Origin of the sequence: Falsihalocynthiibacter sp. SS001, from assembly GCF_042445055.1 — a bacterium.
GTDB lineage: Bacteria > Pseudomonadota > Alphaproteobacteria > Rhodobacterales > Rhodobacteraceae > Falsihalocynthiibacter.
On record NZ_CP170339.1, the window covers coordinates 157501 to 171923 of the forward strand.

Annotated in this window: 13 protein-coding genes and 1 tRNA gene; 6 read left to right on the forward strand and 8 right to left on the reverse strand. The window is 54.5% G+C overall.

Translation table 11 applies throughout. From position 1 onward, the window contains the following. Positions 1-175 precede the first annotated feature (175 nt). A complete protein-coding gene (locus tag ACFE33_RS00740; protein ID WP_380055582.1) occupies positions 176-751 on the forward strand; it encodes a PDC sensor domain-containing protein in 576 nt (191 codons plus the stop codon). Positions 752-787: 36 nt separating this feature from the next. On the opposite strand, the gene ACFE33_RS00745 is transcribed toward ACFE33_RS00740, so the two are convergent. Together ACFE33_RS00745 and clpB are read right to left on the reverse strand one after the other, a co-directional pair. After that, positions 788-2293 carry an FMN-binding glutamate synthase family protein gene (locus ACFE33_RS00745; RefSeq protein WP_380058617.1) on the reverse strand — a complete coding sequence of 502 codons (1506 nt, stop codon included), beginning with the start codon at positions 2291-2293 and terminating at the stop codon, positions 788-790. A gap of 123 nt (positions 2294-2416) precedes the next feature. Beyond that, positions 2417-5032 carry an ATP-dependent chaperone ClpB gene (gene clpB / locus ACFE33_RS00750; RefSeq protein ID WP_380055585.1) on the reverse strand — a complete coding sequence of 872 codons (2616 nt, stop codon included), beginning with the start codon at positions 5030-5032 and terminating at the stop codon, positions 2417-2419. 189 nt (positions 5033-5221) lie between these two features. Here clpB and pyrF point away from each other — a divergent pair, with 189 nt between their 5' ends. Further along, a complete protein-coding gene (pyrF, locus tag ACFE33_RS00755; RefSeq protein ID WP_380055587.1) occupies positions 5222-5917 on the forward strand; it encodes an orotidine-5'-phosphate decarboxylase in 696 nt (231 codons plus the stop codon). Here pyrF and ACFE33_RS00760 read toward each other — a convergent pair. Both ACFE33_RS00760 and ACFE33_RS00765 read right to left on the reverse strand, forming a co-directional pair. Further along, positions 5914-6183, reverse strand: coding sequence for an NfeD family protein (locus tag ACFE33_RS00760; RefSeq protein ID WP_380055590.1), 270 nt, complete (start codon positions 6181-6183; stop codon positions 5914-5916). The two genes, pyrF and ACFE33_RS00760, sit on opposite strands and share 4 nt — an antisense overlap. Next, complete coding sequence (locus ACFE33_RS00765) at positions 6183-7076, reverse strand: SPFH domain-containing protein (RefSeq protein WP_380055593.1); 894 nt, start codon at positions 7074-7076, stop codon at positions 6183-6185. The genes ACFE33_RS00760 and ACFE33_RS00765 overlap by 1 nt, the downstream gene beginning before the upstream one ends. Positions 7077-7188: 112 nt before the next feature. Between ACFE33_RS00765 and ACFE33_RS00770 the strand changes: the two genes are divergently transcribed. After that, complete coding sequence (locus ACFE33_RS00770) at positions 7189-8454, forward strand: DNA polymerase IV (RefSeq protein ID WP_380055595.1); 1266 nt, start codon at positions 7189-7191, stop codon at positions 8452-8454. Here the strand turns inward: ACFE33_RS00770 and ACFE33_RS00775 are convergent, their stop codons facing one another. Continuing rightward, positions 8455-9315: an N-formylglutamate amidohydrolase gene (locus tag ACFE33_RS00775; protein ID WP_380055598.1), complete on the reverse strand. Its 861-nt coding sequence runs from the start codon at positions 9313-9315 to the stop codon at positions 8455-8457. Between the two features lie 147 nt (positions 9316-9462). Between ACFE33_RS00775 and ACFE33_RS00780 the strand changes: the two genes are divergently transcribed. From ACFE33_RS00780 to ACFE33_RS00790, 3 genes are all read left to right on the forward strand, one after another. Beyond that, positions 9463-9537: transfer RNA gene (locus ACFE33_RS00780), tRNA-Val, on the forward strand. Between the two features lie 96 nt (positions 9538-9633). Then, on the forward strand, positions 9634-9759 hold the full coding sequence (ykgO, locus tag ACFE33_RS00785; RefSeq protein ID WP_008282420.1) for a type B 50S ribosomal protein L36: 126 nt from the start codon (positions 9634-9636) through the stop codon (positions 9757-9759). 159 nt (positions 9760-9918) lie between these two features. Beyond that, positions 9919-10992, forward strand: coding sequence for a fatty acid desaturase (locus ACFE33_RS00790; RefSeq protein WP_380055602.1), 1074 nt, complete (start codon positions 9919-9921; stop codon positions 10990-10992). A 2-nt stretch (positions 10993-10994) separates the two neighbouring features. Here ACFE33_RS00790 and ACFE33_RS00795 read toward each other — a convergent pair whose 3' ends face one another. From ACFE33_RS00795 to ACFE33_RS00805, 3 genes are all read right to left on the reverse strand, one after another. Further along, positions 10995-12212 carry a phenylacetate--CoA ligase family protein gene (locus ACFE33_RS00795; protein ID WP_380055603.1) on the reverse strand — a complete coding sequence of 406 codons (1218 nt, stop codon included), beginning with the start codon at positions 12210-12212 and terminating at the stop codon, positions 10995-10997. A 14-nt stretch (positions 12213-12226) separates the two neighbouring features. Further along, complete coding sequence (locus ACFE33_RS00800; RefSeq protein ID WP_380055604.1) at positions 12227-13051, reverse strand: ABC transporter ATP-binding protein; 825 nt, start codon at positions 13049-13051, stop codon at positions 12227-12229. 69 nt (positions 13052-13120) lie between these two features. Beyond that, positions 13121-14407, reverse strand: coding sequence for an ABC transporter substrate-binding protein (locus ACFE33_RS00805; protein WP_380055607.1), 1287 nt, complete (start codon positions 14405-14407; stop codon positions 13121-13123). Between the last annotated feature and the right edge of the window lie 16 nt (positions 14408-14423).

Sequence of the window (14423 nt, forward strand, 5' to 3'; positions counted from 1 at the left end):
AAGATGTTTCCACCTCGTTACCTTTACCATGCATATTCGTGACAATTTGAAACAAAACCCCCGCGTATTGAGGGCGAAACCATTAAAATGCCTCATAAATTACGTGGCCTTGTTAGGATTCAATTAGGAAGCGCGTGTTTATTTGAGCCTGTACTTTCAGAATCAAGGAACTCAAATGAAACGCATTATCCTCTCTGCTATCGTCGCGCTTGGCCTTGCGCCTCATTCTGCGCTTGCGATTGACAATCAAGGGACACTTCAAGCGGTGCTTGATAGTGAGTTGAATAGTTGGATCACTGACTCTCTGGTGATTGAGGCTCTTCGTTCGCAAAATTCGGTACACTCACGGCTGAGCGCCGCGGATATTGCGAGCATGGATGAGGAGTGGCGTTCCGAAATTGGCACCAAGGATGCCCCCCTCCAAACGCGGATGCTAGCGAAACCGATCTCAAAATACTTCATGCGCAAGCAGAAATCTCTCGATGGTATTGTCTCCGAAGTTATCCTGATGGATGCGAAGGGGCTGAATGTCGCGATGAGCAATACCACGTCTGATTATTGGCAAGGTGACGAAGCAAAGTTCACCGAGACATTCAATAAAGGTCTCGGCGCGGTCCATTTTAGCGAGATTGAATTGGACGAAAGCACGGGCGTCTATCTGGTGCAGGTTTCCACAACCATTGCCGATCCCGATACGGGCGAACCAATTGGCGCGGCAACCTTCGGCATCAACGTCGGCTTGCTTGAGTAAGAGGTTGAGAAGTGCGGCGCGAAGGCCGTCCGCACTTCACTCCTGAATCTTGTCGCGATTCTCTTCAACAACGTTGGGGTAAATCTCGCTCATGCGCTTACTTGAGCCATCCGCCATAACCAGACGTACCTGACTGCGTTGAATTTGGCGCGGATCGGACACACCGAGCGAATGAGCAATCACTTCGACTTCGTGAATAATCCCTTTCGCATAGCGCGCAACCTTTTTGTATTTCTCTTCTGGAACCAATCCCTGCTGAAGGCGGCGATCGTGCGTTGTGATCCCCGTCGGGCAGGTGTTCCGATTACATTTCAGCGCCTGAATGCAGCCTAAGCTGAACATAAATCCACGGCCCGAGGTCACGAAATCCGCACCTGCCGCGATTGCCCAAGCAACATCGCTTGGATTCACAAGCTTCGCGCTTGCGATCAAGCGGATACGATCCTTAAGACCATGCATATCACGCATTGCCGATACAATCGGAAGCGCCTCTCGGATCGACATTCCGACCAAATCAATCAATGGCATCGGCGCAGCACCCGTACCGCCTTCTCCGCCATCAATGGTGAGAAAGTCTGGCGCCGATTCCGGTCCACGCTGTTGAATTTCTTGAAACAGGTTTTCGATTGCCTCGGGATGACCAACGACCGTCTTGATACCGACCGGCTTGCCAGTCATTTCACGAATATGCCCGATACTATCAAGCAGGTCGGCCCAACTATCTATAGACGCGTGCCGATTAGGAGAGATACTCGCTTGGCCAACAGGAATACCGCGAATCTCGGCAATTTCTGGTGTTACCTTTGCTGCAGGAAGAATCCCTCCCTTTCCCGGTTTGGCACCTTGGGCGAGCTTAAGTTCGAACATCTTGATCTGTGGATGCTCCCCCAACTCGCGCAGCCGTTCATCGCTCAGGGTGCCGTCAGGGTTCCGTACCCCATAATGCGCCGTTCCGATTTGAAACACGATGTCGCAACCACCCTCAAAATGATACGGTGAAACGCCGCCCTCCCCTGTGTTCAACCAAATTCCCGCCTCTGCCGCACCGCGACTAAGCGCGCTTACCGCGGGCTTGGACAATGCGCCATAGCTCATACCTGAAATATTAAAGATGGACGGCGCCAGATAAGGGTTTCGCGCATAGGGCCCAATTTCCAAGGGCTCGGACTCGGCGGCCTGTCCTTCAAGAGGAGGGAAAGCCGCGTTCACAAAGATTGGCGTTCCCACGATTCCAAGGTTGCGCGTACTCCCAAAGGCCACGGTATTACTCGATCCCTGAGAAGCGCGCTCGATCCAATCCCGTTGCGCTCGGTTAAAGGGTAACTCCTCGCGATCCATCGCAAAGAAATACTGGCGGAAAAATTCCCCTAGCTGGGTAAACAAATGTCTGAAGCGGCCGATCACTGGGTAATTGCGGCGAATGGCGTCTTCTTTCTGAAGCCGATCCACAATGAACATCGCCGTGATCAGAAGCGCGCAGACTCCTATCAACAGCACAAACAACAACGCCAGAACCTCAAGCGATTTTCCGGCCAGTTCCATATATCTCATCATAAAAAAGTGCTCCAATACTCTGCACAGTATTGGAGCACAAAACCCGTGGTGCAACTAGCAATTCAATCGAGCCATGGAGTGACCCGCCCTCACATGCGGACGGGACTTATTTTAGTGAACGACTGAATCTCTCGGGCGTTCACGACTGGAGGTTGAAACCCGATCGCCGATGATCAGACCATCCGCACCTGCGGAAACGGGCACGGTATCGCCTTCGACCACATCGCCCGCCAAGATCAACTCGGCCAATGGGTCCTGAACCGCGCGCTGAATAACCCGCTTAAGTGGGCGCGCACCGAACACGGGATCGTATCCCTCATCAGCAAGCCATTTGCGGGCATCCTCGTCGAGCGTGATGTTGATATCACGCCGCGCCAGACGCTTGGCAAGACGACCAAGCTGGATGTCCACAATGCCGTCCATATCGTCGCGTCCGAGCCGATCAAAGATCACGGTCTCGTCGAGACGGTTCAGGAATTCGGGCCGGAAGTGCGCACGAACAGCGTCCATCACATCACGCTTCGCATCACTTGCATCTGCGCCATCGGGAAGCTGGCTAAGCGCTTGCGCCCCAAGGTTCGATGTCAGAATGATAAGCGTTTGCTTGAAATCAACTGTTCGACCCTGACCATCGGTCAGCACACCGTCGTCCAACACTTGCAGAAGTACGTTGAATACGTCGGGATGGGCCTTTTCAACTTCGTCGAACAACACAACCTGATATGGTTTGCGCCGCACGGCTTCTGTCAAAACGCCACCTTCGTCGTAACCCACGTATCCCGGAGGGGCACCGATCAAGCGGGCAACCGCGTGTTTCTCCATGAACTCGGACATATCGATACGCACCATCGCGCTGTCATCGTCAAAGAGGAACTCTGCGACTGCTTTGGTCAGCTCGGTTTTACCGACACCGGTCGGCCCAAGGAACAAGAAAGACCCAAGTGGGCGGTTCTCATCATTCAGACCTGCACGCGCACGACGCACTGCATTGGAAACAGCCCGCACCGCAGCACGCTGACCGATCACACGACCGCCAAGTTCTTCTTCCATACGGAGAAGTTTCTCGCGCTCGCCCTCAAGCATTTTCGAGGTCGGAATACCTGTCCAACGCTCAACCACGCTTGCGATCTGCTCTGGCCGCACGGCTTCGGCAACCATCGCTTCGCTTTCGTTGGCTTCGGCTGTTTCCAGACGTTTCTCAAGATCAGGGATCACGCCATATGAAAGCTCACCCGCCTTAGCGAGATTCCCCTCGCGTTTGGCGATATCAAGCTCGGCTCGTGCGCGATCCAGATGCTCTTTGATGTCACGCGCATTCGCCAACTTATCGCGTTCAGCCTGCCAACTGGCGGTCATCACTGCGGAACGTTCCTGAAGTTCGGAAAGCTCTACTTCAAGCTTCTCGAGCCGATCTTGGCTGGATTTGTCATCCTCTAGGCGCAATGCCTCTGCCTCAATCTGCTTTTGCAAGATATCGCGGTCGAGCGTATCCAGCTCTTCGGGTTTGCTATCCACTTCCATGCGCAAACGGCTTGCGGCCTCATCGACCAAATCAATAGCTTTGTCCGGCAGGAAACGATCGGTGATATACCGATGGCTCAACGTACTCGCGGCAACAAGCGCACTGTCGGTGATGCGAACACCGTGGTGCAACTCATATTTCTCTTTGATACCACGCAGGATCGAGATCGTGTCCTCAACTGTTGGTTCCTCGACCATTACTGGCTGGAACCGACGCGCAAGGGCAGCATCTTTTTCAACGTGCTTGCGGTATTCCGAAAGCGTGGTTGCGCCGATACAGTGCAACTCGCCCCGCGCCAAAGCAGGCTTGAGAAGGTTGCTTGCATCCATCGCACCGTCCGATTTACCCGCGCCAACGAGCGTGTGCATCTCATCGATAAACAAGATGATTTCGCCAGCGGCGGCAGTGACTTCGTTCAGGATCGCCTTGAGACGTTCCTCGAATTCACCACGGTATTTCGCACCTGCAATCAAGGCACCCATATCAAGCGACATGAGTTTCTTATTGCGCAGACTCTCTGGCACATCGCCATTGATGATCCTGAGCGCGAGTCCTTCTGCGATGGCGGTCTTACCGACACCTGGCTCGCCGATCAGAACAGGGTTGTTCTTGGTGCGGCGGCTAAGAACTTGCATTGTGCGGCGAATTTCTTCGTCACGCCCAATGATAGGGTCGATTTTCCCAATCTCAGCAGCCTCGGTCAGGTCGGTCGCGTATTTCTTGAGCGCGTCATAACTATCCTCGGCGCTCGCGCTGTCGGCGGTACGACCTTTGCGAACATCGTTGATGGCTTCGTTCAGTTTCTGCGCACTCAGGCCACCCGCTTCCAATGCGTCTTTGGCTTTGGATTTGGTGATCGCAAGCGCCGTAAGAACACGCTCCACTGGGACGAAGCTGTCGCCTGCTTTTTTGGCAAGCTTCTCTGCTTCTGCCAGAACCTTCGCGGTTTGCGGATCAAGATAAACTTGCGCAGCATCTCCGGACACGCGCGAAATTTTTCCGAGCGCGGCAGCTAGAGATTCTTCGATTAGGGGGAGCTTCCCGCCAGCGGCGGAAATCAGGTTAGCCGCCAATCCTTGCTCATCATCCAACAATGCCTTGAGCAAATGTTCCGGTGTGAGCCGTTGGTGGTTTTCGCGAATAGCGATTGTTTGGGCCGCTTGGACAAACCCACGCGACCGTTCGGTGAACTTTTCTAAATTCATTCTGGTCTCCTTCTAAGCACCTCTGATTGAACCGCCCGCCATTGCAGCACGGTCCTGTGAGGCCTGAGAATAAAATGGGGCGTGAAGTGGATGTTATCAAGATCGGACGTGCAATTATTCACGCTGCGCTTGATGCCACACCGCGAGGCGCGTAAGAGGGGCAAACCTTTGCCAACAGGAGTAATGTCCATGTCCGATGATCGCTTAATTGTTGCCCTCGATGTCCCTAATGTCGTGACGGGACTGGACCTCTGCGAAAAGCTCAATCCCGTTGTGGATTTTTACAAGATCGGGTTGGGCATGTTGACGGGTGGAGGCCTTGCGCTCGCGAATGAGCTTAAGCAAGAGCACGGAAAACGCGTATTTCTTGATATGAAGTTCTTTGACATCGGCGCCACAGTCGAAGCGGCAGTTCGCGGAATTGCGCAGTATAACTTTGATTTCCTAACAGTTCACGGCGACCCCCATGTAGTGCGCGCAGCGGGCGAAGGCAAAGCAGGGAGTGACCTGAAAATTCTCGCGGTGACGATCCTGACATCGCTTGACCGCGCGGACCTTGATGCAGGACTTATGAAGGCTGGTGATGTTCAAGAACTTGTTGTGGAGCGCGCAGCCAAAGCACTTGAGGCTGGCGCCGATGGTGTTATCGCAAGCCCACAAGAGGCAAAACTCATCCGCGCTCTTCCCCAAGCAGAGGGTCGCCTGATCGTAACCCCCGGTGTTCGCCCGACTGGTTCCGCCTCTGGTGATCAGAAACGCATCGCGACCCCTCGCACAGCTATCGCGGACGGCGCCGATCACATCGTGGTTGGCCGCCCAATTTGGCAAGCATCCGATCCAGCCGCCGCCGCGCGCGGCATTCTGGATGAGCTTAAAGACATCTAATCGTTGATGTCGCGGTCAAAGGTTTTGGATTGACCGCGACGCACTCCGAGCACGCGGCGCAGTACAATCCATGCGACTGCCGAAATAACGGCCCAAATCAGTAGCACCGTATAGATGCCACCCAGCGGCACCCCGATCAGTTGCAATGCGCCAATCGATATCGCGCCAATCGCAAAGCCAAGGAAGATCGAACCGGGGACGAGTATCTCGAGTATCCCCAGAACAATCCCGCCGGCCATCCAAAGCCACCAATCCATCCAACTCATCAGGATTTGCCCTTCAGTAGGTTAAATGCCTCACCGAATGCTTCGATTGCGCTCGACGGCAATAAAATCGTCTGGTTCCCATCGCCCTTGCCCATCAGAGACAGCGCCTCTACCTGCTTGAGGGCAACTTGATACTGCGCCGCTTCAATACCGTTCGTTTTGATCGCAGCGGCGACAACTTCGGTGGCATAGGCTTCGGCATCCGCGGAAATACGACGTGCCTTGGCGGCCTGCTCTGCGGAATATAACTCGGCGTCGGCGTTCAACTCGACGGCCCGTTTGCTGCCTTCGGCTTCGGTAACTTGCGCACGACGGGCACGCTCAGCGTTAAGCTGTTGAAGCATCGCCTCGCGGGTAGCCTCATCGAGGTTCACATCAAGAATTTCAGCGCGGGTCACTTCGATGCCCCAATCATCCACGGCATCCTCAACCTGAACTTTAATCTGCGCGATTAACTCCTGACGGTTCGATTGTACCTCATCAAGTTCCATACGCCCGATACCTGACCGCACGATCCCTGCGACGGTTGTTGCAATCGCGGCATCCACATCGCGGATGCGATACACTGTCTTTTCCGGTTCGGTAATCCGATAAAAAACGCTCGTTTCGACCTGAACCAAGACGTTATCCGCAGTAATGGCATCCTGCGACGCACTCGGAAGCTGGCGCTCAAGAATTGAGATGCGGTGCCGCACGACATCCAGAAACGGCACAACAAAGTTAATCCCAGGTCCAAGCACCTTCTGCAATCTTCCCAGCCGCTCAACCACGTATTTCTCGGATTGGGGAACGATCTTTACGCCCTTAAAAATGGCAACAACAATGAGCGCCACCAATGCCAGCACAACAAGGTTGCCGCTCAACAACTCGGTAATAAATTGCTCTAAATTCATGAATACGCTCTTTCGACTGGGTTCAAAATATACTGTTAAGCTATAGCATAATCGGAAAATCCACTCGCACCAGCACATTGTGTAATTCCAGCCGGAGAGCTAATTTAGATCTATGCCCGCTCTTTGTCGAAAATGTTTGGCCGAATTTGATGCGCCTGCAACGCCGTTGCGGCGCTGTCCAGCGTGCCAGAGTCCGCGCATTTTTTCCCATGAGGAGCTTTTCGATCTGTCGATCGCGCATATGGATTGCGATGCATTTTATGCAAGCGTCGAGAAACGCGATAATCCCGCGTTGCGCGACAAGCCCGTTATCATCGGCGGGGGCAAGCGGGGCGTGGTTTCGACGGCCTGTTACATCGCGCGCCTTAAGGGTGTGCGCTCGGCGATGCCGATGTTTCAGGCGTTAAAGCTTTGTCCCGAGGCCGAAGTCGTGAAGCCCCGCATGGATGCCTATGTAGAAGCGAGCCGCGCCATTCGCGCAATGATGGATGAGCTAACGCCCAAGATCGAACCGCTCAGCTTGGACGAGGCCTTTCTTGATCTTTCGGGCACCCAACGATTGCACGGTCATCCGCCTGCTGTGATGCTCGCGCGGCTGGTAAAACGCATGGATGAGGAACTCGGCTTGACCGGATCAATCGGGCTCTCGCACAACAAATTCCTCGCCAAAGTCGCAAGCGATATGGACAAGCCGCGCGGATATTCCGTGATCGGCAAGAAAGAGACGCCGCAGTTCCTTGCCGGCAAATCCGTTCGCATCATCTGGGGCGTAGGTCCAGCATTTCAGGTGTCTCTTGAAAAGGCTGGCTTGCGGACCTTTGACGACATCTTGCGCTGGAGCCGCGAAGATTTGCATGAACGCTTTGGAAGCATGGGCGAGCGCCTTTGGCATTTGGCGCGGGGGCAGGATTATCGACGAGTCTCCAACAATGCCCCTATCAAATCTATTTCTAACGAAACCACCTTCTTCGAAGATATCACCGATGTAGATTTGCTCGACGGTCATATCTGGCGATTGGCTCAGAAAGTAAGTGACCGCGCCAAAGCTCGGGAGCTGGCGGGGCGGGTTGTAACCCTCAAGCTCAAACGCGCGGACTTCACTGCATTGTCGCGTCGCGTTTCGCTTCGGGATCCAACACAATTCGCCGACAAGATTTACCGAACCGCGCGCGGCCTTTTTGACTCAATCGAAAATCATCAGCCCTATCGTTTGATCGGCGTCGGTATCAGCAACCTCGTTCCACAGGGCAACGCGGATTTGACTGGCGACCTTCTCGATCCTGACGCAGAAAAGCGAAGCCGCGCCGAGCGTGCAACCGACGAAATTCGTGCTCGATTTGGCAAAGATGCAATCGTCAAAGGGCGCGCTCTGCGGTGACTATTCCGCCGCCAATTGCACATCCTTGCGTCCGATGGCTGCGATTTCACGGGTAATGGTCTGCATCATGCTACGGAACGTGTCGAAGTTGCCATTGGGCCGGATGAGCTGCTCGTTCATATAGAGAGAGCGGTCAATCTCGATCTGAACGGCATGCTGGTTGATGTTGGTGCGGCCATAGCGCTTGGCGATATATGCCCCTGCGAATGGCGTATTGCGCGCGACGGTAAGGCCGTGGCGACGGAAAATATCTTCGATCTCGGAAACAATATGATCCCCCGCCGAAGCCCCAAAACGGTCACCCAGCACAACTTCTGGTCGGCGCATTCCCGAACGCACCAAACCATCGAGCGCCTCGTGGGGCATGGAATGACAATCCACAAGAATCGCTTCGCCAAATTTGGCGCGGTTGTCGGCCATGATCTGATAGAGTGTGTCATGATAGGGTCGCCAATATTCGGCGATACGGGTCGAGGCCTCCTCTTGCGGGATTTTGCCGCGATAGATCGGTCGCCCTCCCGAAACCACCCTCGGCACCACGCCAAGCCCAGATGCGATCCGCGGATTTGGCGCGGACTTCTTGATTCCGTCAATCAACGCCGAATCAAGCTCATCCGCATTTCTGTTCAAATCCACAAACGCCCGCGGAAAATTCGCCGCAAGAAAGACCGCGCCGTGCTCTGGCGCGGAATCAAACAGCAAATCAACGAAGGCATCCTCGGAGGTCCGAATCATTTGCTCGTCCAGAATCGACTTGCGAAGAAAGCGCCGGCCATACTCTCGGCCGCTATGAGGCGACGCAAATACGACCGAAGTATCCCTCGATTCAGGTATTTTGAGCGTAAAAGGCATTTTGTTCATCAGGGCTCTCCGTTACAATCACTATAGACGCAAATAATTCGTCACCAAAGGCCTTGAACACCGCTTCGACTCCTTTTATAGACAGCGCCAGTCGACGCGGTTTTTCCGCGTCCTATTTGTTTAGGGCGTGATTGATCGTAATCGTTTGGGCGCGTAGCTCAGTGGTAGAGCACTTCGTTGACATCGAAGGGGTCACTGGTTCGAACCCAGTCGTGCCCACCATCGCTTCCGAGAAATCGGACGATGACCCAAAAAATCGCTCCGCAAGGGGCTTGTTGTAACCCGAGGCGCCACGCGCCGCGATAAAAGGAGAAGGCCATGAAAGTTCGGAATTCGCTCCGCTCGCTCAAGAACCGTCATCGCGACTGCCGCGTAGTACGTCGCAAGGGCCGCGTTTATGTTATCAATAAAACGCAGCCCCGCTTCAAAGCGCGCCAGGGCTAAACCCTACGAAACATCATTAAGAAAGCCGCCTTTTTACGAGGCGGCTTTTTTTTGCCCAGCGGGATAAAGGATTCCGCAACGTCAACTACTAGTTTTGTTGGCATTGCTTGATCACCCGCAATAGGCTCCGTCCAAGCATAGAAACAAAAGAGACACCTCATGAACAAACTCGCTTCGCAGCCAGTACCGCAGGGCGAAACGCCCACTTCTTCGGCCACGGTCGAGAAGTCTCGAGACTGGCTTCGAATCCTTGCGAAGTACCGCGAGCCAATCTTGTGGCGCTCGCTATTCGAGCTTGCGGTGACGCTTGTGCCGTTCTTTGCACTTTGGGCGCTGGCGTGGCTCGCTCTTTCTGTCAGCCCTTGGCTGGCGGCGGCGATTGCGTTGGTGAATGGTTTGTTCCTCGTGCGGCTCTTTGCCATTCAGCACGATTGCGGACACGCGGCGTTTTTCGCGAACCGCGAAGTTTCCGATTGGGTCGGTCGCGCATTGGGCGTTCTAACGCTGACCCCGTATGATGTCTGGAAGCGCACACACTCGATTCACCACTCGGCTTCGGGGAATCTCGATCAGCGCGGTATGGGCGATATCATGACCCTTACCGTCTCCGAATATAATGCGCGCTCTGCTTGGGGCAAATTCATCTATCGTCTCTATCGCAGCCCGATTGTGCTGTTCCTTATTGGCCCTGCGTATATCTTTTTCCTTCAGTACCGTTTGCCCGTTGGCTTTATGAAGTCACGCAAATACTGGACAAGCGCCATGGGGACCAATGTGGCAATCGCCGCGATCCTCGGGCTGATCCTCTATTTCGGTGGCTGGGCGCCCATCCTCATGATCTTCCTCCCAACGAGCCTTTTGGCGGCTATGGGCGGCGTTTGGCTCTTTTATGTGCAACACCAGTTTGAGGACACCCATTGGGATGTTCAAGAAGATTGGGAGATGCATGATGCCGCGCTTCACGGCAGCTCACACTATGAACTTGGCGCAGTACTGCAATGGATGACGGCCAACATCGGCCTGCATCATGTGCACCATCTCTATTCACGCATTCCGTTCTATCGCTTGACCGAGGTGATGCGCGATCACCCAGACCTAGATCAAAAGCAAAAGCTGACGATCCGCGAAAGCATCGCCTGTGTGAAGCTTCGGCTTTGGGATGAAAAAGAGCGCAAACTTATGAGCTATAAGCAGGCGCGTGCGCTCTACGGAACTTCGAGCAAGCAAGCCTAGGGTTATTCATAGCTCCGCTGATCATCAATAACCTTGCCGTCATTCGGCAGGGATCCCGGGGCGACAATCTCGACATGCCCGCGCAGTTTTAATGTCTCGGCAATGCTTGCAGACAAGGCGTCTGGATCAGCGTTTGTTGCCTCAACCTGCACTGTCATTACGTCGCTCTCGTGCGCACGCGAAGCAGTTACACGCGCCTTTATCACTTCGCTATGCTTGGCAACGAAATCGGCGACCTGCTCGGGGCGGACAAACATCCCTTTGATCTTGGTGGTTTGATCCGCACGCCCCATCCAACCTTTGATACGCGTATTCGTCCGTCCACAGGGGCTTTCGCCTGTCAGGATTGCGCTCATATCTCCGGTCGCAAAGCGTATCAACGGATAGTCAGAATTGAGTGTTGTCACCACGACCTCGCCGACCTCTCCATGCGGCACGGGATTGCCCGTTCCGGGGGTGACGATTTCGACAATCACACCCTCATCAACGATCATCCCTTCCATTGCCGCGCTTTCGTAAGCGATATTCCCCAGATCGGCGGTGGCATAACATTGCAGACAAGAAATCCCGCGATCTGCGTATTCTTGTCTGAGGCTCGGGAACAACGCCCCACCCCCAACAACTGCGCGCTTGATTTGGAGCGAAAGCCCATCGGCCTCGGCACGGTCCAGAATGACCTTCAAGTAATCCGGAGTTCCGGCATAGGCCGTTACGCCAATATCATGCGCCGCGCGTGCCTGAAGCTCGGTCTGGCCAGTGCCTGCCGGAACGACAGCGGCACCAACCGCACGTGCGCCACTCTCAAAGATCATGCCAGCAGGCGTCAGATGATAGCCAAAACAGTTCTGGACGATATCACCCTCACCAATTCCCGCCGCATGAAGAAAACGCCCCATGCGCCACCAATCATGCGCGGTTCCTCCGGGTTCATATATCGGGCCGGGGCTCTGGAATATGTGCTGAAAACTGGATGCGCCAGAAACCGTGAAGCCGCCAAATGGCGCATGGCTAGACTGCCCCGCCACCAACTCTGACTTGCGGATCACAGGAAGGCGCGCCAAATCAGCAACCGACGCAATCTGTTTTGCATCCACATCGACCAAGAGTTTGCCGATTGCCGGCGCGTCCTTGGCATGTGCGATCTGTTTCGGAAGTACCGACTCAATCCATGCGGCGCGCTCGTCAGCGGAGCGTGTTTCCAATGTGTCGAAATACGACATGCTGCTTCCTCGCATTAGCTCAACCACCGTTTACGGCGGCGATAACTGCGCACATCGCGGAACGATTTGCGGCCCTCGTCTGACATGCCCAAATAGAACTCTTTCACGTCGGGATTTTCGCGCAGTTCATCGGCGGGTCCGTCCATAACGACGCGCCCGCTTTCCAGAATGTAACCGTAATGCGCAAACCGCAGAGCGACGTTGGTGTTTTGCTCGGCCAGAAGGAAACTAACGCCTTCGTTCTCGTTCACCGATTTTACGATACCGAATATCTGCTCCACGAGTTGCGGCGCAAGACCCATCGAGGGCTCATCAAGCAGGATCGTTTCAGGGCGGCTCATCAGGGCGCGGCCAATCGCGCACATCTGCTGCTCGCCGCCAGAAGTATAGCCCGCCTGACTTTTGCGTCTTTCGAGCAAGCGGGGGAAATAATTATAGACCATCTCAAGGTCCGCAGCGATCGCGCCTTTGCCATCCTTGCGCGTATAGGCGCCGGTCATCAGGTTCTCTTCGACGGTCAGATGCTCAAAGCAATGCCGCCCCTCCATGACCTGAATAACGCCCTTTTGCACCAGATCAGCCGGAGCAAGATCCTGTACGCGTTCGCCACGATAGTTGATGGACCCTTTGGTCACCTCGCCGCGCTCACTATGAAGCAGATTCGAGATCGCCTTTAGCGTGGTCGTCTTGCCAGCGCCATTACCACCCAACAACGCGGTGATGCCACCTTTGGGCACAGACAGGCTCACCCCCTTAAGCACGAGGATCACGTGATTGTAGATCACTTCGATGTTGTTCACCTCAAGGAGGGTTTCGCGTTTTAGTGTGGCGTCCAGCATTGACTTCACCGTTTCTTGGATAAAATCCCCTGGCCGCAAAATAGTCGCGCAGCCAGGGGCAGGGAGGTATTAGTTACAACGCACTTCGATGTTGTTTTCCGCGGCATAGGCCATGGAATCTTCTTCGATGAGCTTGTCGAGGATCTCGCTGTCGGACGGTGCAAAATCACTGATGAGGGACCATTCTTTGGCCGCTGCATCCCACTGTTGGATCGCGCCAAGGCCCGGACCACCGTGGTTTTCGCAAGTCACTTCAAACGACGGACCAAAGTTCGGCATGCCCAGTTCGATCATGCGTTCTTCGGTGATTTGAAGGCTCTCCATGCCTTTCAACATATCCGCCGCGTCGATGTCTGATTTGCCTGCGATCTTTTGCGCATTCAAAGCAGCTTCGGCCGCGAGCATCGCCGCATAGAAACCACGGTTATAAACCGCCGTACCGATTTGGTCGCCGTTGCCTGCCGCTTTACCTGTATCGACCACGTACTTCTGCACGTCCTCAAACACAGGGAAGTCGCTTCCGACGTTGTGGAACGTAACAGCCTTATAACCGTTCGCGCCATCACCCGCGGGAATCACGTCATGCTCACCACCGGACCACCAAACGCCGATGAAATTCTCCATCGGGAAACGGATGTTCGCGGCTTCCTGAATCGCGACTTGGTTCATCACGCCCCAGCCCCACATCAGAACATAATCAGGCTTCTCGCGGCGAATTTGAAGCCATTGAGATTTCTGCTCTTGGCCTGGATGGTCAACGGCGAGCAAGCTTAGCTCGAAACCATGCTTGGCTGAGAGTTCTTCAAGCGTGCGGATCGGCTCTTTGCCGTAGGCAGAGTTGTGATAGACAAGCGCGATTGTTTTGCCGTTCAGGTCACCACTGTTCAAATCAAGCAGGTGGTTCACAGCAACCGAAGCACCATCCCAATAGTTCGCAGGATAGTTGAATACATTGCTAAAGACTTTGCCGTTCTTGGCGGATGTACGGCCATATCCCATCGTATGAAGCGCGATACCATCGGCCGTTACTTTGGGGATCAACTGATATGTAATACCTGTCGAGAGCGGTTGATAAATCAACGAGCCTTCGCCTTTGGTGCTCTCATAGCACTCGACGCCTTTTTCGGTGTTATAGCCCGTCTCGCATTCAATAACGTTGGCCATCTCTCCGCCGATGCCGCCATCGCGCTCGTTCAAAAGTGTGAAGTAATCCGCATAGCCATCGGCGAACGGAATACCACCGGCGGCATATGGGCCGGTACGGTACGAAAGCGACGGGAACACAAGATCCGCCATAGCGGGCGCAGCGGCAGTCATCGTCGCGGCCACGGCCCATGTTGCTAGTTTCAATTTCATCGTTTTAGGTCCTCCC

Excerpts from the sequence above, each read along its gene's own strand:
- ACFE33_RS00740 (WP_380055582.1), top strand. The coding sequence starts at position 176 with ATGAAACGCATTATCCTCTCTGCTATCGTCGCGCTTGGCCTTGCGCCT.
- ACFE33_RS00745 (WP_380058617.1), bottom strand. The coding sequence starts at position 2,293 with ATGGAACTGGCCGGAAAATCGCTTGAGGTTCTGGCGTTGTTGTTTGTG.
- clpB (WP_380055585.1), bottom strand. The coding sequence starts at position 5,032 with ATGAATTTAGAAAAGTTCACCGAACGGTCGCGTGGGTTTGTCCAAGCG.
- pyrF (WP_380055587.1), top strand. The coding sequence starts at position 5,222 with ATGTCCGATGATCGCTTAATTGTTGCCCTCGATGTCCCTAATGTCGTG.
- ACFE33_RS00760 (WP_380055590.1), bottom strand. The coding sequence starts at position 6,183 with ATGAGTTGGATGGATTGGTGGCTTTGGATGGCCGGCGGGATTGTTCTG.
- ACFE33_RS00765 (WP_380055593.1), bottom strand. The coding sequence starts at position 7,076 with ATGAATTTAGAGCAATTTATTACCGAGTTGTTGAGCGGCAACCTTGTT.
- ACFE33_RS00770 (WP_380055595.1), top strand. The coding sequence starts at position 7,189 with ATGCCCGCTCTTTGTCGAAAATGTTTGGCCGAATTTGATGCGCCTGCA.
- ACFE33_RS00775 (WP_380055598.1), bottom strand. The coding sequence starts at position 9,315 with ATGAACAAAATGCCTTTTACGCTCAAAATACCTGAATCGAGGGATACT.
- ykgO (WP_008282420.1), top strand. The coding sequence starts at position 9,634 with ATGAAAGTTCGGAATTCGCTCCGCTCGCTCAAGAACCGTCATCGCGAC.
- ACFE33_RS00790 (WP_380055602.1), top strand. The coding sequence starts at position 9,919 with ATGAACAAACTCGCTTCGCAGCCAGTACCGCAGGGCGAAACGCCCACT.
- ACFE33_RS00795 (WP_380055603.1), bottom strand. The coding sequence starts at position 12,212 with ATGTCGTATTTCGACACATTGGAAACACGCTCCGCTGACGAGCGCGCC.
- ACFE33_RS00800 (WP_380055604.1), bottom strand. The coding sequence starts at position 13,051 with ATGCTGGACGCCACACTAAAACGCGAAACCCTCCTTGAGGTGAACAAC.
- ACFE33_RS00805 (WP_380055607.1), bottom strand. The coding sequence starts at position 14,407 with ATGAAATTGAAACTAGCAACATGGGCCGTGGCCGCGACGATGACTGCC.